The organism is Vibrio kasasachensis (genome assembly GCF_050337565.1).
Taxonomy (GTDB): domain Bacteria; phylum Pseudomonadota; class Gammaproteobacteria; order Enterobacterales; family Vibrionaceae; genus Vibrio; species Vibrio kasasachensis.
The window spans coordinates 306,781-329,336 of record NZ_JAKJTB010000008.1; the positions used below are offsets into that span (position 1 = coordinate 306,781).

A 22,556-nucleotide genomic window follows, 5' to 3' on the forward strand; every position below is an offset into this window, starting at 1 on the left:
CTCAGTACCGTCCGTATTTTTGTTGGCTTGGCTCACATTACGCCATACTTTTGTAAGTTGTTATCGTTTTATATGACCAAGCTGGATATCATTTGACGATGGTGGCAAGGTGACGATTTATAAAGACTTAGAAAGCCCAGAAGTGCTAGGGTTAGATGAAAGCATGTCCTTTAATATCATGCGAGAGCACAAGCATTACCTTGGATACCGCCGTGGAGTGTTATTTAAAGGATTGTAGCCGAGTTTTGTTTTATTTAGGTGTCAGCTCCGATCTGTACTCTACGCGAAATCAATCAGAGTCATACAATCATCAAAAGCCCTTAGAGATAGTATTTTGCTCGAAAACGCGCATAATCTTGCTATATAAAACTCAAAGAAGATATTTCCTATGACTGATTTTCAATACTACTTCCATCAACTACCTTGTTTTAACTGTCAAAAAACCACAGTGAACACTGATCTTGGTTGGTTAACTGAAGCAATGAAAGATGACGTTCTAGCGCAAGTGGCTGCGACGATTGCGGAAGGTAACGTTGAGACAGATTTTTCAGTGAACGTAACTTGTACTGAAGCTGAAGCGCGTGATTACTTGTTGCTAAACTTCTACGGTTACGCAGAAGAAGAATTAGCTAATCAAGTTGAAGCTGAAGATGCGAAAGAAGTGGCTGATGAATTAGCAGAATTATTGGCAGAAGGTAACGATGCAGCAGTATTTGAGCATGAAATTGCGTTACAAATCTGCACCGATTGCGTTATCCAAGACGATGAGTCAAACCAAGCGCAATAATTAAGCCTGTGCACGCGTTAGCCAGCGTGCGAAAGCGGTAATGTGCTATCTCATCTTTAATCGCTATCCATATTCATCATAAGTAATATGGCGTTTAAAATAGTTAAGGCGCTAGCAAGGTATTGTTTGCTAGCGCTTTTTTATAATCAATTTATCACTTCACGAAATGGCTATTCTGTCACTAGTGATGGCTGGCTAGAGGCATATTTGCACAGCACCAACCCCAAGGACACCATCAATATGGTTGGAGCAATCCAACTGGCGAAGTAATGGTATAGCGGCATATTTTGGTTTAACCATAGGTCGGTAGCTTCTGGCATGTAACCAAGGATATGTATAGCATCCACGCAACCAAAGACAAGTGCGGTAAAGGCGGTTAAGACGACCATCACTTGTGACATCTTGTTGCGAACTGGTGCCATGATCATCAGTGCAATGGCGACGGGATGCAACACGACAACCGCCGGTAATGTGATAGTCAGTAGCTGTTCTAGACCGATGTTAGCCACGAAGCCGGCAAGGATCATCGTGGTGATGACACAAGCTTTGTAGTTCACTTTGCTAAAGGTATTGTCATAGAACTCGCTGCCTGCGGTGGTTACGCCAATCGCGGTTGTTAAACAAGCAAGTACCATGACTGCACCTAACAATACAGAACCAAATGTGCCGAAATGAGCAAAAGTAAATGCCGTTAAAATGTCGCCGCCATTACTGAACTCAGAGCCTAGGTAAGCGCTTGTTGAACCGATGTAAGACAGTGAGATGTAAACAAACGCCATTGCGATTGCGTACATCAAAGCAGCAATAAGTGTGTACTTTGCCGTCGCCTTCGGGCAGTCCACACCCATACTACGAATAGCGCGAAAGATGATCCAACCAAAGCCGATTGAGCCAAGTGCATCCATTGTCATGTAACCTTGAGTCAAACCTTCTGCAAACGCACCGTTTACGTATGGACCGCTTGCCGTAGTAAGCTCGCCCGTAGGGTAAACCAAAGCAGTCACAGACATAATGAGCAAGATCGCCATTAAAGCCGGCGTTAATATTTTGCCTAAGTTATCGATTAACTTGCCTGGATAAAGTGCGAATAAAATGGTGATAACACAAAATGCGATGGTAAACGGGACCAGTGCTGCCTCACCGAAAATTGGTGCAAAGCTAAATTGGTAAGCGACGGTAATCGCTCGTGGGATCACGAATGCAGGGCCAATCACGATAAATAGCATTACCCAGAAGCTAGTTGCTAATGGCTTTGGTAGCGCTGCGGTTAATTTGTCAGAACCGTTTACGATAGCCACCATAACCAGTGCCATTGCTGGTAGACCCACTCCAGTTAAGAGGAAGCCAGACATTCCGCTCAGGAAGTTCTCACCTGCTTGATAACCCAAAAATGGAGGGAAGATAAGGTTACCAGCGCCTAAATACATGGCGAAAGTCATAAAGCCTAAGGCGGCGATGTTGCGTGCGCTTAACATTGTTATTCCTCTTAAGTTTCGCTTGGAAGAAACTGAAAGGAATAGGAGAGAAGATCATGTGGTATTCCTGTCAGCTTCTTATCAAGCCGACAGAAATTTTAGATTTAGCCTGTCAGCCCTGAATCAGTTTCAGAGAGAGCAGGAGGATCGAAGCAGCAACGCCTGATGGGCGTTTTAAAGCGAATTGTGATTGCGCAGTTGCTGACATGAATGACCCTTAATAGTGAGATATTACCAAGGGATACGTTTGCCTTGGTGTTCTTTACCCTAACCAAGATCTAGCTATTGATACAAGTCCAAAACAGGAATTAAGTTGATATGGTTAGTGATTGATATATTAATAGTTTATTTAACTGACTACGAGCAATAGGATTGGAGTAAATGACTTTTCATTCTATTAACAATGTTAGTCAATATAAATACCAGCATTGTTGGAATAACGTAAGCAATGGAATCAGTAGATAATGAGAAGTGATGAATGTGAGTTAGTAAAAGATTACTTTCTAATCCCAACTTTACCCTTACCAGATTGAAACTCAGTTTGGATCGGTTAGGCTATTTTCTAATCAAACAACTATGAGTAAAGTTATGCGCGTTGATTATCAAAAGCGACTAGTGCCCGTTATTCGCTATCTGGAAAAGCACTTTAACCAACCACTTAACCTGCCTGAAGTCGCTGCGTTAGCAAACTTTTCTCCTTATCATTTCCACCGTACTTTTAAAGCGGTCCAGGGTGAAACATTGGCAGATTTCATCCGACGTTTAAGGCTGCAAGCCGCAGCGGATGAACTGTTCAAATCCAAGCGACCCGTGCTCAATATTGCGCTGGAGTTTGGTTTTTCTTCTTCTCAAAGCCTTGCCAAAGCTTTTCAGCAGCATTTCGGTGTAACACCAACAGCGTTTCGTGATTGCGATGACTACAGCGAGTTTTCGGAACTGACGCGAAACAGCAAGATTGGACACTCATTGCGCAAGATTGGAAACGAAGTGGACGCTGGCAATCCATATACTGGTTCTGAACTTTTCACATGGAGCACAGCAATGGAAACGCAACATTTTGAACCATCAATACTTGCTTACGTTCGCGTAACCGGTCCTTATGGAGTCGGTTATGAAGAGCCTAGTGGTCGCCTCTATCAATGGGCTGGAATGAAAGGACTCGCAGGCAACTCTTGCATATTTATTTATCATGACAACCCAGAAATCACCCCTAATGATAAGTGTCGCACTGATATATGCTTGATGGTTCCGGAAGGAACAGAAGTCCCAAGTGGCATTGAATTACAGGATTTTCCTGGTGGTCAGTATGCGGTGATGCGTCAACAGATCACCGGGTTTAATTTGTATTCGAAGGCGTGGGACGATTTGATGGGTAAAGTGATTGAGTCAGGCATTGAAAGTGATGATCGCCCGTGCTTCGAGCTTTATCACAGCTTTGATCCGCAAACGCAGCATGCGGATGTCAGCTTTTGTACTGCAATCAAGTAACCATAAAAGCCTACCTTTCGTAGGCTTTTTAATCATAACCTAAATTTAAAGGAGAAAATTAATATACGGCAGTTCATGCACGAAAAGTACGTGCTTGTTTATTCAGCTAATAGCAGATATCTATTCATTGTTCCTCATATTCTTTTCTTCTAAACGAGTCCAAGCGCAAAACTTCTGGCAATGTTTTTTGAATTCGTATGATACACATCAAAATGAGATGGTTCTGTAATTGAGAATGTGCTGTTGCTTTGCAAGAATTTGAGTTAATTGTTAATAAAATCATTATTTTTTATATGCCTAAGTTTTCTGACATTCGAATTCGAACCAAATTAGTCTCAATTTTAATTTTTTTTGGGGTTGTGCCTTTACTCGTTGCGACGCTGTTTAATGGGCAGATCGCTTCAAAAGCACTCGTTGAGAAATCATTTGATGAATTAAGTGCGATTCAATTACTAAGAAGTAATGAAATAGAAGCGTTCTTTCTTGAACGAATCATAGATATCGAGATGTTTTCTGCCAGTGAGCAAATCTCTTCTTTGTCACTATTAGCGAGTATTAAGAAACAAGACGATAGTCATGAGGTGGAAGCTTATAACCAACTTGTCGGAAAGTTCATTCGTAATTTTGGTTATAGCGATCTACTGATACTCAGCCCAAATGAGGGTGAGATTATCTATTCCCACGGTGATACCCAACGTGTGGGCACTTCTCTCATAGCCAATAAAGCGATGGATCTTGCCTTGAGCAGAGCGTGGTCTGAAGTTGAGCTAACTGGAAAACCGGTTTATTCAGATTTCTCTTTTAGTGAATATGATCAAGGGCAAGTCTCTTATATTGCCGTGCCCATTATCGCTAGCAATGATCATATTAGCGCCATTGTTGTGGTGAAAATTCTCCCTGCATTAATTAATCAAATCCTCGATTCACGTGTTGGCTTAGGCGATACGGGTGAATCATACCTAATTGGCACTGATCGTCTCACGGGGGAATTTGAACTGAGAAGTGATGTCATGTCGATGGGCGATGGGGAGTTTGTGGTTGGTTTCCGTTTGCAACGTGATTTGCCTTACTGGCGTGACGCTAAAGTGGCAGGGGATCTCGGTGGCTACGATACGTATGTTGATAGTGCTGGTAATAATGTACTAATTGCTTATCGCAAAATACCGGTGCCGGGTCACAACTGGTATATGATCTCTAAAATCGATCAAGAAGAAGTCACCAAACCGATTTATTTTCTTTATGTCGCCTTATTCTTTGCGTCACTGATACTGGTAGCATTTGTCGGTTTCGTCGCAATGAAATTTGCTAAGTCGGTCACCGAGCCATTACTGCAAGGAATGGACTTTGCTAATGACATTGCGTCCGGAAAGTTAAATTCAACACTCCAACTTGAACGCCGAGATGAGTTAGGACAACTGTCAAAGGCTTTAAATGATATGGCGGTGCAGTTGAGAGATCTTGACTGGCTAAATACTGGTAAAGAAAGCTTAGATGACCAATTACGAGGTGATTTAACGCTATCAGAGTTGGCAAAACGTTTTGTCTCTTTCTTCACTAAGCACATGAATGGTGAACTTGGTGCCTTGTATCTATTCGATGAAAAAAGTAAACAACTGACTTTAACGTCGAGCTATGCCTTTAGTGATAGAAGTGGCAACTTTAACGTGGTTGAACTTGGTGAGGGGATGGTTGGACAAGCAGCGATGGAGCAGGAAGTCATTGCTTATTCCGATATCACTCACAATGCTCCTTCTCTAAATTATGGTGCGGGGGAGGTGACACCATCTAATTTTATGTCGATTCCGTTAGTGACGGATTCTCATTTGATTGGCGTAATGCTGCTCGGTTCGTTAACTCCATTCACTCCATTGCAAAAACGTTATGTTCACGAAGCATGTGCCAATGCCGCAGTGGTTTTTGATGCGGCTAATGCTCGCGAAATGATAGGCAAGTTGCTAGAGCAATCACAGCAACAACAATTGAACTTAACTCAAGCCAATGATGATCTTGAAGAGCAGGCGGCAGCACTACGAGAATCTGAACGGGTATTGCAAACCCAACAAGAAGAGCTTCGAGTGACGAATGAAGAACTCGAAGAGCAAACCAAGGTACTTAAAGAGTCAGAAGCAGAACTGCAAGCACAGCAAGAAGAGTTGCGTGTGACCAATGAAGAATTAGAAGAAAGAACCAAAGCATTAGAAGATCAAAAAATCGAAATGCTCGACAAAAATAATGAGTTAAATCGCGCACAACAAATTGTCGAAGACAAAGCGAAAGAACTTGAAATAGCGAGTAAATACAAATCTGAATTTCTTGCTAATATGTCACATGAGCTAAGGACACCGCTCAATAGTATTTTGATTCTTTCACAACTATTCGCTAACAACAAAGACGGTAATTTAAACGATAGACAAATTGAATCGGCCAAGGCGATTAACTCATCGGGCTCGGACCTACTTTCCCTGATCAACGAGATTTTGGATTTGTCCAAAGTTGAAGCTGGGAAAATTGAACTTCACATTGAAGATGTTGAGTTCACGGCAATCGAACAAGATATTCGTCGCCTCTACAATGACATCGCTATCGATAAAGGGTTGGATTTCTCAGTATCAATAGCGAGCAATTTACCCAATAGCATTGAAACCGATGCACAACGACTGCAGCAAATCCTGCGTAACCTCCTAACTAATGCCATCAAATTCACCCACGAAGGATCGGTATCACTCAGCATGGCACAGCCATCGGCAGAGATTGCAGAGCGAATGAATAAGCCAAGGGAATCTTTGGTTGTTTTCCATGTAAAAGATGATGGGATTGGTATTAAAGAAGAGCAACAGTTGGCCATTTTCCAAGCCTTCCAACAAGCCGACGGTAGTACTAGCCGAAAATTTGGTGGTACTGGGTTAGGATTATCGATATCTAAAGAACTCACCTATCTGCTTGGCGGCATGATTTTACTCAAGAGCGGGGAGCGCAAAGGCAGTATTTTCAGCATTGTTCTGCCGCTAGCGTACGTCAATAAACAGCAAGAGGGTGGAAGCACTGAATCCTCGTTGACTCCTGTAGTCAAAATAGTGCCTCAAGAAGGTAGCCTAGGAGAGGAGCTTGCTGATGACGCTCTAGCGACTGAGGGTCAAAACGTAGCAGGAGAGATTCAATCAATACAGACATTAGAGCCTAGCTCGACTACCCCATTCCCTCGAAATGACAGCTACGTAGATGATGATCGTCAAAGTATCATTGCAGAAGATCGAACCTTGCTCATCATCGAAGATGATCGGGCTTTTGCTGGCGTAATGCGTGATTTTGGTAGGGAGAGAGGCTTTAAGTGTATTGTCGCTGAAACTGGCGAGATAGGTTTGCACTTCGCTGAATACTATAAACCAAGTGCAATCATCTTGGATATTGGGCTTCCAGGGATAGATGGTTGGACGGTAATGGAAAGGCTTAAAGATAATCCTGCTGTTCGACATATTCCGGTCCACTTCATGTCGGCTAATGATGCGAATTTAGATGCCATGCGCATGGGCGCAATTGGTTATTTGACCAAACCAGTCGATATGAAAAAGCTGGATAGCACTTTCTCAAGTATCGAAAATATTATCTCCAAACCAGTGAAACGCCTACTGGTTGTCGAAGACGACGATATACAGCGAGATAGTATCAAACAATTGATTGGTGAAGATGATGTGCACATCGTCGACGTATCATCAGGTAAAGAGGCACTTGCGGAGTTAGAGGCACACAGCTATGACTGCATGGTTCTCGACCTTGGCTTAGACGATATGACAGGATTTGATCTACTTGAGCAAATTCGTCGCAGTGAAACAGCCGCACGAGTCCCTATCATTGTTAATACCGGTAGAGAGCTTTCTCGGGAAGAAGAGAGTCAACTTAATCAGTATGCAGAAAGTATCATTATTAAAGGGGTGAAATCGCCAGAGCGGTTACTTGATGAGTCGGCCCTATTTTTGCATCGTGTTGAAGCAGAACTGCCCGTTGAGCAGCGCAACATACTTAAAGCGGTACATGATAAAGAATCAATACTGAAAGATAAGAATATTCTTTTAGTTGATGATGATATGAGAAATGTTTTTGCTCTTTCCAATGTGCTGGAAGATAAAGGGATGAATGTCACCATCGCCCGAAATGGTATTGAAAGTTTAGATAAGCTTAAAGATAACCCCGATATTGACTTGGTTTTGATGGATATCATGATGCCCAAAATGGATGGTTACGAAGCGATGCAGGGCATCAGAATACAGAAAAAATACACATCACTGCCGATCATCGCTTTGACAGCTAAAGCGATGAAGGGGGATAGAAGTAAATGTATCGAAGCGGGAGCGAGTGACTACCTAGCAAAACCGATTGATACCAATAAACTGATTTCAATGATGAGAGTGTGGTTGTACTGATATGACATATGGTATTAACCTTGATGACGAACAGTTAGAGATACAGCTGTTTCTTGAAGCTATTTACTTGAAGTATGGTTATGACTTTAGGGAATACTCGGTTGCGCATACTCGACGTCGGCTTGAGTACCGCAGAGCATTAGAAGGGATGAGCAACTACTCTGAAATGCAGCATAAAGTGATTTATGAGCCACGATTTTTTGAGCAAATATTGCTCGATCTTTCGATAAATGTCACTGAGATGTTCCGAGACCCTTGGTTCTATAAGAAAGTAAGACAAGTGGTTTTTCCGCATTTGAAAACCTACCCTTTTGTCAAAGTGTGGCATGCCGGCTGCTCGGCTGGGCAAGAAGTCTATTCGATGAGTATCCTACTTGAAGAAGAAGGTATGACGGATAGAACACAGCTTTACGCGACGGACTTTAACGAGGCTATTTTGGAGAAAGCCCAAAAAGGCATCTACCCGATGGACTTAGTACGCCAGTACACGACTAATTACCAAGCGTCTGGTGGAACGAATTCATTTTCGGATTATTACACCGCCGATTATGACCATGTGATCATGCAAAATCGTCTGCGTGAGAGAGTTTTATTTACGCCTCATAATCTAGCAACCGATGGCGTTTTTGGTGAAATGAATGTTATTTTCTGCCGAAATGTACTGATTTATTTTAACCGTGAGTTGCAAAATAAAGTCTTTCAGCTGTTTTATGACAGCTTAGTGCCTGGCGGTTTTCTATGTCTCGGCTCAAAAGAGAGTCTAAGATTCGCTGATATAGCAAACAAATTTGAGTTGGTGTGTGAACGAGAGAAAATTTATCGCAAGAGGCGTATCACTCGCAATGATTGAGGAGCTGCTCCATGGAAGTTAACTGTGGAAATACAATGCATCGCGCGGTCGTGATAGGTGCCTCTGCGGGTGGGTTGTTGGCAATGGAAGAGATACTGAAAAACTTGAGCCCGAGTTTTTGTCTTCCCATATTACTGGTGCAACACATTAGCCCAAACGTTGAAAGCTACCTCGCAACCCATTTGGGAAGCCGCTCTTATTTAAGTGTAAAAGAAGGTGAAGACAAAGAACCGATTCGCAGAGGAACCTTGTATATAGCCCCTCCCAATTATCACATGATGGTGGAAGTGGATGGTTCGATTGCACTCTCTATCGATGCGCCAGTTAATTATTCTCGCCCGTCTATTGATGTATTGTTTGAGACTGCCGCAGATTACTTTGGCAAAGAGTTAGTCGGAGTAGTGCTAACTGGTGCTAATTCGGATGGTGCGAAGGGGCTACAGCGAATAAAGCAAAGAGGGGGCATAGCTGTTGTACAGTCGGTAGAAACCGCTGAGGCACAAGCTATGCCACAAGCAGCTATTGATGCTGTTGACGTAGACCATATTATTCCGTTGGAAAAAATAGGTGAATTTTTAAATAATATATGTGAGTGTTGAAATGACGCAACGTCCTAGTGTTTTAATCGTGGATGATCGTCCTGAAAATTTAATTGCCTTGGAAGTATTATTAGAGTCATTTGATGTCGAGATCGTCCGTGCAATATCGGGTGCGGAAGCGCTTGCTCATACACTGGACCACGATTTTGCATTGGTGTTACTTGATGTACAGATGCCAGGGATGGATGGCTATGAGGTGGCGGAGTTATTGCGCGGCAATAAAAAAACCAAGTCAATTCCAATAATTTTTGTGACGGCTCGTTCCAAAACAGAGACTCAAATCTTCAGAGGTTATGAGTCTGGTGCGGTTGACTATATGTTCAAGCCGATTGAGCCAGTCATTTTTAGAGGCAAAGTGGGTGTCTTTATTGATCTTTTTGAGCAAAGAGAAGCGCTAAGTAGAAAAACAATAGAATTTGACCAAAAGTTAGCTGAGTTGGAAGAGCTTCAACAACAGCTTGAAGAGACCAATGAACAGTTGCTGATGCTCTCAACCACTGATGGTTTAACGGGTCTATTCAATAAACGGAGGTTTGAACAGCTCTATACCGAAGAGTGGGAGCGAGCATCGAGAACAGAAACTTCGCTGTCTTTAATCATGTTAGATATTGATCACTTTAAAATGTTCAACGATACCTTTGGGCATCACTTAGGCGATGATTGTCTGAGAACGGTTGCTAAAGCGCTTCGTCAGATGGAATTGCGAGAGCTCGATCGAATAGCGCGTGTTGGTGGGGAAGAGTTTGCTATTGTCTTGCCAGATACCGATCAACTAGGAGCTGAGTTAGTGGCGGAAAGAGTGAGGAAAGTGATCACTGATCTGCGTATTCCACATAATGACGCATCAGGAAGAAGTATTGTCACTGCTAGCTTTGGTGTGAGTTCTATTTTCCCAAATCGAGATCTATCTTCTCGTTATCTTGCGGAAGCAGCTGATGAAGCACTGTATGAATCGAAAAGCACCAATCGCAATTGTGTGACTTTTAAACAATGTGTGATGTGTTAGGTGAGCATGTAAGATTAAAGCGCATCGCTTTTTGTTGCGTATCGATGGTTAGGCACCAGCTTGAGGCAAATTGAACCAATAGTGAAAGACACGCTTCAATCTATACAATGACTAGCGATAGATCAGATTAGCCCAGTGAGTGAGCCCGGCGGTTACTGAACCAAAATAGTTACCACTGACTATTTCAGTATTCGGTAGTACTGTCGCTACTGCTGAGGTTAACGCGCGTGAGCGTGATGAGCCACCGGTCATATAAATAACATCGGGTTCGATACCACTTTGCGTTACGGCTTCTTGGACTAAACTGCGAATCTTATTCATTGGATTTTCGATCGCTGCGTCAATATTTTCTCGAGTCGTAGCTACATTAAATGCTTCTGAGACAAGGTCAATTAATGTGGTGAAAACGTCGTTGTCAGACATAGCAATCTTTGCCAATTCGGCCTGATGTATTACGCCATGCCCGAGCGTTTCTTGGTGTAGTTTGACCAAGCGGTTGAGTTTTTCAGGTAGCATGGCATCTTTGTGAAATTGACGCAGTGTTGCTAGGTTATCGTGTGCATAAAAGCTACGTTGAGCTTGAACATCATTGATGGCAATAGCATTCCAAAACTGAACTAACGGTAGATCTAAGCCATTTTTTAATTTGGTGCCAAGACCAAACTCAGTCATCAAGCATTTGAACGCAATAAAGATATCTAAGTCATTACCGCCGACCATTTGCCCTGTATGAGCAAGCAATGACTCTTTTCGGTCAATTTGGCCACGCCATGTTGGTCCCATTTGGATCATTGAACAATCTGTCGTGCCGCCACCAATATCCACCACGAGTACTTTCTTATCCGTGTTGAGTGTATTTTCAAAATCCAACCCTGCCGCAACTGGTTCATATTGAAATTCAACATCTTTAAAGCCAGCGCGTGTGGCCGCGCGGGTTAAAATATCGATTGCTTGAATGTTAGAGCTTTCACCACCGCGACCTAAAAAGTTAACCGGTCTGCCAATGACGGTTTGGCTGAATTCTTTTCCAATTGCCATCTCAGCTCGGTTTTTGATATTGCTCATCATGGCGCAAACCAAATCTTCAAAAAAAGATAGTTGCATGTCTCTAAGCCCCATGGCGCCTAAGAATGACTTCGGTGATTTTACGAAATAAACGTCTTTTGGATCTTCCAAATAAAGCTCAAGTGCTTGCTGACCAAATTTTACATCATCAGTTTGAACTTCAAGCCCTTCTTCTCGGTTGATTTTGATTGCTCTTCTTAGTACAGCTTGATTCGTTTCGTTACTTGGTTGAATGTTCAAGCAGCGGAAAAGGTACTCAGAAACAGATTCGGCATTGGGTGCACACAGGGTAGAGGGTAAGTAAACACTATCACCCACGAGTGGAATTGGAGCTACTTTACCGTTAACTAGGTGAGCAACGCAGCAATTTGCAGTACCGAAATCAAATCCAATGGACATTTTTACCTCAACGTAAGGGAACAGGGGGCGCACACTAAACCTTACACGGGTAGATGGGTCAAGTGGAAATGCTGCAAATCTTCGTCTTAGCTGTTGGCTTTATCATGATGTTAACAATTTTGTTAACAGTGGTTGTTTTTTGTTTATATAGCCACCAGATCTTCTACAGTAAATAAGAATGTAAAAAGAAGGAATGGTCATGGCAAGCGAATACATCCCAGCAAAAGTATGGACAATCGATACCGAAACCGGCGGTACTTGGGCGAGCATTAATCGACCAACTGCAGGAGCACGCCATGAGCAAGCTCTCCCAGTTGGAGAACATCCATTGCAGCTCTACTCAATGGGTACGCCAAATGGTCAAAAAGTCACCATTATGTTAGAGGAGCTATTGGCGCTTGGTATGACTGACGCGCAATATAATGCGCATCTGATCCGCATTGGTGATGGGGATCAATTCTCATCTGGTTTTGTTGCCGTTAACCCGAACTCAAAAATACCCGCGTTAGTTGATACTTCCGTTAATCCTCCAATCAATGTATTCGAATCAGGTCATATTCTGCTGTATTTGGCTGAAAAGTTCGGTTGCTTGCTACCAAAGGATCAGGCAACCAAAGCCGTTGCTATGAATTGGCTGTTCTGGCTTCAAGGCAGCGCGCCTTACCTTGGCGGTGGTTTTGGGCATTTTTATGCTTACGCTCCAGAGAAATTTGAGTACCCAATCAATCGTTTTACTATGGAAACCAAGCGCCAGCTCCATCTACTCGATGAATATTTGGCTGAGAATCACTATCTTGCGGGTGACGAATATTCGATTGCAGATATTGCTACTTGGCCCTGGTATGGCAATTTAGTGCTAGGCAATTTGTATGATGCCGCAGAGTTTCTTGATGTCGAGAGCTACCCAAATTTGCTTCGTTGGGCAAGAGAGGTTTCCGATCGTCACGCTGTACAACGTGGGCGAATTGTCAATAAGTCTTGGGGTGAAGAGTGGGAGCAGGTACTAGAAAGACATAGCGCTGATGACATAGATCAAGCGTTGGCAAAACAACCAAAATAAAGTGTTCGCCAGTCGTCAATATTTCCTTTCTTTAAGCCCTCACATGAGGGCTTACTACTGCCTATTTAGTACCTAAGTGAAGCTATTCGTTAATGTTAAAGTACATTATTTAAACTTAGTGCTTATATGAGACATAGCTCAAAAGTTATAGAAACATAAGTCTGTATTGATATTTTTGATAATAGTGAGCCATCAAACTGAGAACTATAAAGCCATATGGCAGATGACAATTTGTTGTGACATTTCATAATACAGCTAGATTTTATAAGGGACTAAACATGCGAATTAAACACACTCTTCTTTCCATCCTTACGATGAGCTCAATGTTGTCGGCACCAAGTTATGCTTTTTTTGGATCTGGTATGCCTAGCGAGTCTGAAATTGAAGAATCACTGCAACAAGAAATGGCATTTTTCCCTAACTGGAAAGTAGTTGATGTTGATGTGGGTGGTGAAATGCCTGTAGACAAGGATTGGTTATTGATACACAAATTGGGTACAGCATTGGGCGGAGAAGAGAGCAAAATTACTCAATTTCGTTTAAAGGTAGAAGTTGAGTATGTTGGTGATAAAGATCTGCTGCTGACTCTTGGAAAGGTATCAGGAAATGTGTATGTCACTCCTGCGATTGAATCGGGTGAGAACCACAAATTCAATGGTGCAATGGTCTTCGTGGATTACTCAGAAAGTGAAGACGAATTTGGTACTATTTTTAACACGAAACCTTTTAGCAAAGCTGAAAAGCAGCATGCTCAAGCATTAAAGGCAATGCAGAACCCTCACCAAATGGTCAGTAAAGGCGATTTAGATGAGGTTATTGAAGTGGCTGAAGCGGCAATAAAGACGGGTGATAAGACCGAGGCGGATGTTCAAGCGAAATTGGAACAGCGCCAGCCAGAAATAACAGCCTTTGAACAACGTCGTGATGCACTACGACAAGAAAAAACACAGGCAACGCAAGAGCTACTCGCGAGTCTTGATGCGCAAAAACAAACGTTTTCAGATACTGAGAAGGCTATGTATGTTCAGTCAGTAAAAGATCTCAAAGAATCATTTAAGCAAAAGCGCATTGAACTTAAAAATCAACAAAGTGCGCTTAAAACTCAGATAAAAACGATTGAGAAAGATAAAAAATCACATATTGCGACATTACGAAATGATGAGAAAGCAAAAGCAAAACAAGCGTCCTCAGAAGTAAAAGCGAAGTACAAACAGTTAAAAGCGAATGCTTCAAGTGACAAGAAATCCCAGCTTTCTGCACTTAAATCAGAAGAGAAAAGTTTGCTTAGTGCTAAGAAAGAGTCCCTAGATAAAGATGCATACAAAACGGCAAGAAGCGAGATAAAAGCAGATTTTAAGGCGCGTAAAGACGCAATCAATGCGCAATACAAACAGTTAGTTTCTGAGTATAAAGCGCAAGAAAAAGCAGAAGTGACGAGCATTGGCGAAGAAAGTAAAAAGCAGCAAGATCAGATTAAGCAAGCCGTTTATCCACAATTTGAAGAAGCAGTGGCCAAAGCCAACGTTGAGCTAGAGCAATTGGTTCAAGCTGTAGATCAGTCGCGTAAAGACCAAGACGTAGAAGATGAGCGGGTTTCTAGCGAGTATGAAGCGTTAAAGACTGCGTTTGAAACTCAGCAGAAAACGGCAAAAGTAGATCTTAAAGCTCAATTTGAGGCGAAGACAACTGAGTTGAATAAAAAGTGGGCAGCAAAGAAAGATCAAATCAAAAATCTAAACACACAAAAGCGCCGTATTGCAGCATCTACACGTGAAGCGAAACAGGTGCGTGATAGAGCAAGCTATCTTATTAAGTAGTAGCCGTGTGCGCTTTAACTGCTCTCAAAAGCCACCGGCAGGTGGCTCAGACGGCTGACAAAGGTCTAGCTATTATGCTAGACCTTTGATTTAGTAGAGGTATCCTACTAAAAAGTGGGGTTCGTCAGCAGTCTGAAAGCTCTCTTCGGAGGGTTTTTAACATATCCGTTCTAAACCACCCGCTAGGGTGGTGGGGGATTGTTTGATATGTAAATAAAGCTAACGTTATTATGTAATTATCGAATGAGTTTACATAAGAAATAGGAAGCAGATAACAAGCAAGCTGGAATGATTTGAGTTACAAGTGACAGATCTATTAATCTAAACGCAAGTGTTAATGATTGGTATTTGCGTTTAATGAAGGTGTTCTGGTTTCTCCCCTTAGTGTTTGGTTTTTCCCCTGCTTATGCGTCGACTTCAATCGATGAAACTATCAATGTTTCAAGTGCTTATTCAATGTCGATTGAGGTACAGGCTGGGAGTTATATCCAAGGCTCTATTTTAAGCGATGCTCCTCTAAATTCGGCTGCTATTTGGGATGCCAAAGGTAATCTTATTAAATCGATAGTGGACACTAACCAAAGAGATGGGAGGCTATTTTGGTCAGTAGATAAAGATGGGAAGTATTTTCTAAAGATTGTACCTATCAAAACATCCAGTAACGTTCACGTTATCATGCAAGAAAAAAAATTAAAGAACGATCAAACTGTCAATCCCAAAGAAACAATCATCAGCCCCCAGTTAATTGATATTGCAGAAACGAAGGCTGAGAGGCGGGAGGTCGAGATCGCTAAGTTTTGGCTTGAGATGGAAAAAGAAGGTACCCCACTAATTGAAGTGCAGAAAGATGGTAGTGCTCTTGTCACCTTTTTATGGCGAGGCAATGAAAGTAATGTTCGTCTTTTTGGTGCACCGTATGATGGGCATGTTTATCTATCGAACCTTGAAGGTAGCGACATTTGGTATAAAAGTTATCGAGTACCGAATGGAACACGCTTATCCTATCGCCTAGCCCCGAATGTTCCTCAGCTCTCCGAATTTAGCGGTTATGATCAAAAAAGGGCAGTATTAGCAACGTCGCAAATTGACCCGTTAAACATTCATCCAACATTTGGCTCAAGTGACGATAAGTTTGGGAAAGCATCAACTTTAGAGTATGGCGATGTCCCTTCTGATCGGTTCACACGTGATCTTGGCGCGCTGGTGGGAAATATGACCGCTCATACTGTGACAAGCAAAACGCTAGGTAATAGCCGCTCTGTTAAGGTATACCAACCAAATAGTCATTATCCTATTTTGCCAAACTCTCCTTTGCTGCTCATTTTCGACGGCGATCAATACCTCACTAGAGTACCAACGCCAATCATTTTAGATAACTTGATTGCGGAGAACAAAATTCCGCCACTTAGAGCCGTTTTCATTAATAACCCTACCTCGGAGTCTCGTGCGGAAGAGCTTCCTCCTAATCCAAATTTTGCTCACTTTATGGCTAACGAGTTAATGCCTTGGTTAGTTGAAGAGTTTGATCTTTCGCCTCAAACAGAGCAGACCATTTTGACGGGCTCGAGCTACGGAGGTTTAGCTTCTATGTACATAGCGCACCAATACCCTCACGTATTTGGCAATGTACTTAGCCAGTCCGGTTCATTTTGGTGGGCGGACAGCACGCAACAAAAAGAGTGGTTAACCAAGCAAATTGCTCAATCTCCTCAACGTTCACTAAAAATATATATGAACGCAGGTGTATTCGAACAGAAACCAGAACAAGTGAATATCATTGATACCAATCGAAAGCTCTACAATGTCTTGACGGAACAACAATATGACGTGAAATTTGATGAGCTGGCGAGTGGACATGATTATTACAGTTGGCGCGTAACTATCGCCAACGGGTTGGACTACTTATTTGAAGAATAACCACAAAACAAACTTCAAAAAAGAAAGGCGTTAATGCGTTCTCTTTCTTAGGCTGTGTCATAAAAAGTTCACCATAAACAAATTGTTAATTTTCTCAAATTTCATATTATTGTAATTAAGATGTCATATTGAGAGAGGTAATTATGAGAGAACAAGAAATGATCCAACCGTCCAACTTTGGCGTGATTAGCCGTACTTGTCTTTTTTCATTAGCAGGTATTCTAAGCATCTTCTTAATCGTATGACGGCTTTATGGTATTGCCCTAACAAGTATGTGGGTACTAACCGTTGTCCTATTTTTACTAGAACCTGCATATTTGTTCTGATAGTTTGCTTATAGTCTTAGCGATAAAAATGGATTGTAAATGGCTAACTATCAGCTTCCCTCTATATCAAATCGTTTTGCTCTACTTCCACAGAGCTTTTATACCGCTGTTGCCCCGCAACCATTAGGCAATACCGATTGGGTATTGTGGAACGGCTTACTTGCACAACAATTTGGTTTGCCAATTGATGCCCCTAGCGGTGACTTAAAAAAACAGCTCGCGGGTGAAATGGACCATCCCGACTTTAGCCCACTTGCGATGAAATACGCTGGACACCAATTTGGTGTTTACAACCCAGACTTAGGGGATGGACGAGGGCTACTGCTGTGTGAACTGACCAACCAGCAAGGGAACGTGTTCGATTTGCACCTAAAAGGCGCAGGGCTTACGCCTTATTCACGAATGGGGGATGGAAGAGCAGTATTACGCTCAACTATACGTGAATACCTGTGTAGTGAAGCGATGGCTGGTCTTGGTATTGCGACTACCCGTGCTTTGGGGATGTTGGTGAGTGATACGCCAGTCTACCGTGAGAAACAAGAGCGTGGGGCATTGCTGTTACGTATGGCTGAAAGCCATGTACGCTTTGGTCACTTTGAACACTTCTTCTATACCAATCAACTGACAGAGCTGAAGTTGTTAGCCGACAAAGTTATTGAATGGTACTGGCCTGATTTGGCCAGCGCTGAAAAGCCGTATGCAGCGATGTTCGAACAAGTGGTGGACTCAACCGCATTGATGATTGCTCAATGGCAAGCAGTTGGCTTTTGTCATGGGGTAATGAATACCGACAATATGTCGATTATGGGTCAAACCTTTGATTATGGCCCATTCGCCTTCCTTGATGATTATGATCCCAACTATATTTGTAACCACTCGGACTACCAAGGGCGGTATGCATTTAATAATCAACCTAGAATAGCATTGTGGAATTTAAGTGCACTTGGGCATGCACTTTCTGCCATTGTTGATAAAGCGGACATTGAACAGGCACTTGAGCAATTTGAAGTAAGGTTGCAGCAGTACTATAGCCAACAAATGCGTGCAAAACTGGGCTTGAACAATACTCGAGAAGAAGACGGTGAATTTTTTGTCACTCTATTTGAATTGCTAGAGAAAACGCAAGTGGACTACACGCGCTTTATGCGTGAGTTATCCAATTTGGATAATCACACCACAGCGAACGTGATTGATCTATTTGTTGATCGTGACAGCGCGAAATTATGGCTTGATGGATATCTTATTCGAGCCAGCAAAGAAGTGGATGACAAAGGGACATTGATCACCGCGAAGCAGCGCTGTGAAAAGATGAGGCAAGTAAATCCTAAGTTTATTTTACGCAATTACTTGGCTCAACTTGTGATAGATAAAGCAGAGGAAGGGGATTTTAGTGAAGTAAAGATACTCGCCACATTACTCGCCAGTCCTTTTGCAGAACACCCTGAGTTTGAAGCATACGCAAACTTACCTCCGGAATGGGGGAAAGGTATGGAAATTAGTTGCTCTTCTTAACCCGGTATTTGGCGAGTTTGCGCGTTAAAGTTGCTTGAGATATCGTACGGTAACAATAATTGTTAATTAAATGTGAACAATGTACGAGGTCACTTCAAACTATTGATAAATATCGCTCTTACTTAAGGTCTGAATTCATAATATTTGAGTATGCAGTATAATTTGACACGGACTGGTCATTGATAAATACACACATATTGGTTGTTGATGACGACCATGAGATACGCGAACTGCTCGATGAATACCTGACGAAATCAGGCTTTCAAGTCACGACGGTAAAGGATGGGTTGGAGCTTAAATCCCAACTCCAACAAGGTTACCCTGACCTTATATTGCTTGATGTGATGCTACCAGGTGATGATGGCTTTGCGCTTTGTCAGCAAGTAAGGCGTGAATCAGATGTTCCCATCATTATGCTAACGGCCGTTTCCGATGATACCGATCAGATCATTGGCTTAGAAATCGGTGCGGATGACTATATTGCCAAGCCTTTTAGCCCTCGCCATTTGATTGCACGTATCAAAGCGGTACTTCGCCGCAGCCAAGTAAGTAGTGAACGGATAGGCGACGCCTTACCGAAGTCGATTACGTTTGGTGATTGGAGTTTAGATACACTTGCACATAAAATTACTCACCTAACAAGGGATCAGCAGCACGATTTATCGGGGAGCGATTTTAACTTGTTGATGCTATTTCTTTCACGCCCAAATGAGGTGTTGGATAGAGATACGATCTCTTATGCGACGCGAGGGAGAGAAGCCTTACCGCTAGAACGTGGAATAGATGTCCAGCTTAGCCGCTTGCGTCAACGATTAGGTGACAGCGGTAAATACCCCAGTTACATCAAAACTATGCGCGGTAATGGTTATATCCTATCCGTGCCAGTGAGCTATGAGCATTAATCGCATAAGGTGAGCCTATGAGACTGAATTCTTTGGTGTCCAGAACGCTCGCTTTGACTCTGTTTGCGGCTTTAGTCGCGCAAATTATCGCAACGACGATTTGGTACACGGAATCTAAGAAGCGTGAAATAGAGGGCATTACTTCCACCTCGGCAAGTATGGCTAGTATGTTTGCCTCGACGGTTACTTTTTTTGAATCACTCCCTGTTAGTTATCGCCATATTGTTTTAAACCAAATTCGCAATATGGGCGGTACGCGTTTTTTTGTTTCATTCAATAAGCAGAAATTGATTGTTGAACCTATTGCCAACAATGCACTGAAGCAAGCATCAGTCAGTGCTATTGAGCAGGTGCTTAAATCAGATTTACCGCGCGTAAAATCTATATTGGTTGATTTTTCATTACAGCAAAATTTACGTTTGCTAAAAAATGACCTTTATCTCGCCGATTTACCCAAATCTTGGGCGCATCATACATTAACGCTTAGCCCTATAGAGCCTCCCGTGCTGGTGGTTCAAATTGAGTTAGCAGAGGGGCAGTGGCTATATATAGCCGCGCTATTGCCTGCCCCTTATATGACGTTAGATGACAGTATTTTTAGCCAAGAGCAATGGTGGTTTCTCATGATTTCGACAACATTATTGCTGGGATTGACTTATCTACTTGTGCGTCAACAAGTGAAGCCGTTGAAGCGTTTAGCCAAAGCGGCAAATGAAATGAGCATGAACGTTCAGCAGGCTGCATTGAAAGAAGAAGGTGCGAGTGAGCTTATCACTGCCACACGAGCGTTTAATCGCATGCAGCAGCGCATTCAGCGTTACATTGCCGATCGAGACTTGCTGTTTTCATCTATTTCTCATGATCTTAAAACCCCGATCACCCGCTTACGTTTACGGACTGAGCTACTTGAAGATGAACCTAAGCGAGATAAATTTAATAAAGATTTAGATGACTTAGAGCTGTTGGTGAAAGGCGCGTTACAGTGCGTTCGTGACACTGATTTGCATGAGAACAGTGCAGATATTGATTTAAATGCATTACTTTATTCGTTGGTGGAGCCACACAATCAATCGAGTAGACGTGTTGAAATTGAATCCAGTGCCGTTTTATCTATTGTCGCTAAGCCGTTAGCAATTAAACGCGTGTTCAGCAACTTAATTGATAATGCTTTGAAGTATGGAGACCGTGCATTGGTTGTTGCCAAACAGGTCGATCAGGGAGTGCTTGTTTCGATTTCAGATTGGGGACCAGGCATCCCAAAGCAACAACTCGATGCGGTATTTGATCCTTATTATCGACTGGCGAATGATAAAGAGGGGCATGGGCTAGGGCTAGGCATTTGCCGCAACATCGTTAATGGGCATGGTGGAGATCTCACTTTAAGTAATCGCGAGCAGGGTGGGCTCCAAGTTATGATCTATCTACCATCGGGCTTAGATAGTTAATGTAACATCTGTGTTACATTAAATTTACCTTTTGTTTCAAACTGCCATCCTTTGATTGGTTAGACTCAATTTTGAATAAAAAGTCGGGCTCTAAGACAGATAGGGGACGTGCTTTACTTGCTTACCAGAGACAGCATTTTGGCTGTAGTAGGTAACAGGCTTAGCGCTAGGATGTGTTCCCAAACTTAGTGAGCCCAGAGTCTAGTCCTAACAAGGAAGATAACGATGAAACTGAACAAAACCTTACTGACCCTATCTCTTCTCACTGCGTCCACATTCACTCATGCTGGGCAAGTTGAAGTGCTCCACTGGTGGACTTCTGGCGGTGAAGCGAAAGCACTCAATGAACTAAAAGATATGCTTGAAGAACAAGGTCATGACTGGAAAGATTTTGCAGTCGCTGGTGGTGGTGGTGAAAGTGCGATGACAGTACTTAAAACCCGTGCTGTCTCGGGCAATCCCCCTTCAGCCGCGCAAATCGTGGGACATGATATCCAAGAATGGGGTGGGTTAGGTTTTTTAACTAATTTAGATGACGTAGCCAAACAAGGCGGTTGGGATGACGTGGTTCCGCCTATGGTGACCGACATTATGAAGTTCAATAATGGCTATGTTGCCGTACCGGTAAACGTTCATCGCGTTAACTGGTTATGGGCAAATCCAGTTGCGTTTGAAAAGGCCGGAGCTAAAGTACCGACAACCTTGGAAGAGTTTTTCACCGCGGGCGATAAATTGAAAGCGGCTGGTATCATTCCGCTGGCGCACGGTGGCCAACCATGGCAAGACGCGACGGTATTTGAGGCTGTCGCTTTGGATGTGTTAGGGAGCGAGGATTACAAGAAAGCCTTTGTTGATTTGGATATGGACATCTTATCTGGCGACAAAATGGTGCAAGTGTTCACCCAATTCAAAAAGATGCGCGAATACATTGATGCAAACTCTCCGGGGCGTGATTGGAACGTCGCCACTTCAATGGTGATTAACGGTGAAGCCGCGATGCAAATCATGGGAGACTGGGCGAAAGGCGAATTCTCAGCTGCGGGTAAAGTGGCGGGTAAAGATTACGTGTGTGTACCTGCGCCAGGTACCGCGGGTCAATTCACTCACAACGTTGATAGTTTTGCCTTTTTTGAGCTAAGCGATGAGAAAAGTCGTACAGCGCAAAAGGCGTTGGCCGCGACTATTCTTGATCCGAAGTTCCAAGAAGTCTTCAACCTTAATAAAGGTTCAATCCCTGTCCGCTTAGATATGGATATGTCCAAGTTTGATTCTTGTGCACTGGATTCGATGGCAGATTTCAAATCAACGGCCAAGACGGGTGATTTAGTACCAAGTATGGCTCATGGTATGGCGACAACTAGCTATGCTCAAGGCGCTATCTTTGATGTCGTAACCAACTTCTTTAACGATAATGACGCCGACCCACAGCAAGCGGCAGGTAAGTTAGCGAAAGCGGTTAAAGCCGCCATCTAATCGCAATATAGCTTTTC

The 22,556-nt window shown here is 42.8% G+C and carries 16 protein-coding genes; 14 read left to right on the forward strand and 2 right to left on the reverse strand.

Annotated elements, in window-relative coordinates; genetic code table 11:
• Nucleotides 1-109: 109 nt before the first annotated feature.
• Both L4C38_RS01830 and L4C38_RS01835 read left to right on the forward strand, forming a co-directional pair.
• Nucleotides 110-238 (forward strand): hypothetical protein, encoded by a 129-nt coding sequence (locus L4C38_RS01830; protein ID WP_428795811.1) that lies wholly within the window; start codon nt 110-112, stop codon nt 236-238.
• Between the two features lie 150 nt (nt 239-388).
• The gene (locus L4C38_RS01835; protein WP_428795812.1) at nt 389-787 is read left to right on the forward strand and encodes a hypothetical protein; all 399 of its coding nucleotides are present in this window, start codon (nt 389-391) and stop codon (nt 785-787) included.
• A gap of 170 nt (nt 788-957) precedes the next feature.
• On the opposite strand, the gene brnQ is transcribed toward L4C38_RS01835, so the two are convergent.
• Nucleotides 958-2,262, reverse strand: coding sequence for a branched-chain amino acid transport system II carrier protein (gene brnQ, locus L4C38_RS01840; protein ID WP_428795813.1), 1,305 nt, complete (start codon nt 2,260-2,262; stop codon nt 958-960).
• A 588-nt stretch (nt 2,263-2,850) separates the two neighbouring features.
• Here brnQ and L4C38_RS01845 point away from each other — a divergent pair.
• The 5 genes from L4C38_RS01845 (at nt 2,851) to L4C38_RS01865 (ending at nt 10,623) form a co-directional block, all read left to right on the forward strand.
• Complete coding sequence (locus L4C38_RS01845) at nt 2,851-3,750, forward strand: AraC family transcriptional regulator (protein WP_428795814.1); 900 nt, start codon at nt 2,851-2,853, stop codon at nt 3,748-3,750.
• Nucleotides 3,751-4,043: 293 nt separating this feature from the next.
• Nucleotides 4,044-8,168: a response regulator gene (locus L4C38_RS01850; RefSeq protein WP_428795815.1), complete on the forward strand. Its 4,125-nt coding sequence runs from the start codon at nt 4,044-4,046 to the stop codon at nt 8,166-8,168.
• A 1-nt stretch (nt 8,169) separates the two neighbouring features.
• On the forward strand, nt 8,170-9,018 hold the full coding sequence (locus L4C38_RS01855; RefSeq protein ID WP_428795816.1) for a CheR family methyltransferase: 849 nt from the start codon (nt 8,170-8,172) through the stop codon (nt 9,016-9,018).
• Nucleotides 9,019-9,029: 11 nt separating this feature from the next.
• Entirely contained in the window at nt 9,030-9,617 is a 588-nt protein-coding gene (locus L4C38_RS01860) for a chemotaxis protein CheB (protein ID WP_428795817.1), read from the forward strand.
• A gap of 1 nt (nt 9,618) precedes the next feature.
• Nucleotides 9,619-10,623, forward strand: a complete 1,005-nt coding sequence (locus L4C38_RS01865) for a GGDEF domain-containing response regulator (RefSeq protein WP_428795818.1) — start codon at nt 9,619-9,621, stop codon at nt 10,621-10,623.
• Between the two features lie 111 nt (nt 10,624-10,734).
• On the opposite strand, the gene yegD is transcribed toward L4C38_RS01865, so the two are convergent.
• A complete protein-coding gene (gene yegD, locus L4C38_RS01870; protein ID WP_428795819.1) occupies nt 10,735-12,087 on the reverse strand; it encodes a molecular chaperone in 1,353 nt (450 codons plus the stop codon).
• A gap of 199 nt (nt 12,088-12,286) precedes the next feature.
• Between yegD and yghU the strand changes: the two genes are divergently transcribed.
• From yghU to L4C38_RS01905, 7 genes are all read left to right on the forward strand, one after another.
• Nucleotides 12,287-13,147 (forward strand): glutathione-dependent disulfide-bond oxidoreductase, encoded by an 861-nt coding sequence (gene yghU / locus L4C38_RS01875; protein ID WP_428795820.1) that lies wholly within the window; start codon nt 12,287-12,289, stop codon nt 13,145-13,147.
• Between the two features lie 278 nt (nt 13,148-13,425).
• Nucleotides 13,426-14,964, forward strand: a complete 1,539-nt coding sequence (locus L4C38_RS01880) for a coiled-coil domain-containing protein (RefSeq protein WP_428795821.1) — start codon at nt 13,426-13,428, stop codon at nt 14,962-14,964.
• Between the two features lie 357 nt (nt 14,965-15,321).
• Entirely contained in the window at nt 15,322-16,881 is a 1,560-nt protein-coding gene (locus L4C38_RS01885) for an alpha/beta hydrolase-fold protein (protein ID WP_428796014.1), read from the forward strand.
• Between the two features lie 365 nt (nt 16,882-17,246).
• Entirely contained in the window at nt 17,247-18,719 is a 1,473-nt protein-coding gene (locus tag L4C38_RS01890) for a protein adenylyltransferase SelO (RefSeq protein WP_428795822.1), read from the forward strand.
• A gap of 182 nt (nt 18,720-18,901) precedes the next feature.
• Nucleotides 18,902-19,621 carry a response regulator gene (locus tag L4C38_RS01895; protein WP_428796015.1) on the forward strand — a complete coding sequence of 240 codons (720 nt, stop codon included), beginning with the start codon at nt 18,902-18,904 and terminating at the stop codon, nt 19,619-19,621.
• A gap of 17 nt (nt 19,622-19,638) precedes the next feature.
• Entirely contained in the window at nt 19,639-21,066 is a 1,428-nt protein-coding gene (locus L4C38_RS01900) for an ATP-binding protein (protein WP_428795823.1), read from the forward strand.
• A 225-nt stretch (nt 21,067-21,291) separates the two neighbouring features.
• Nucleotides 21,292-22,539, forward strand: a complete 1,248-nt coding sequence (locus L4C38_RS01905; protein ID WP_428795824.1) for an ABC transporter substrate-binding protein — start codon at nt 21,292-21,294, stop codon at nt 22,537-22,539.
• Nucleotides 22,540-22,556: the final 17 nt, after the last annotated feature.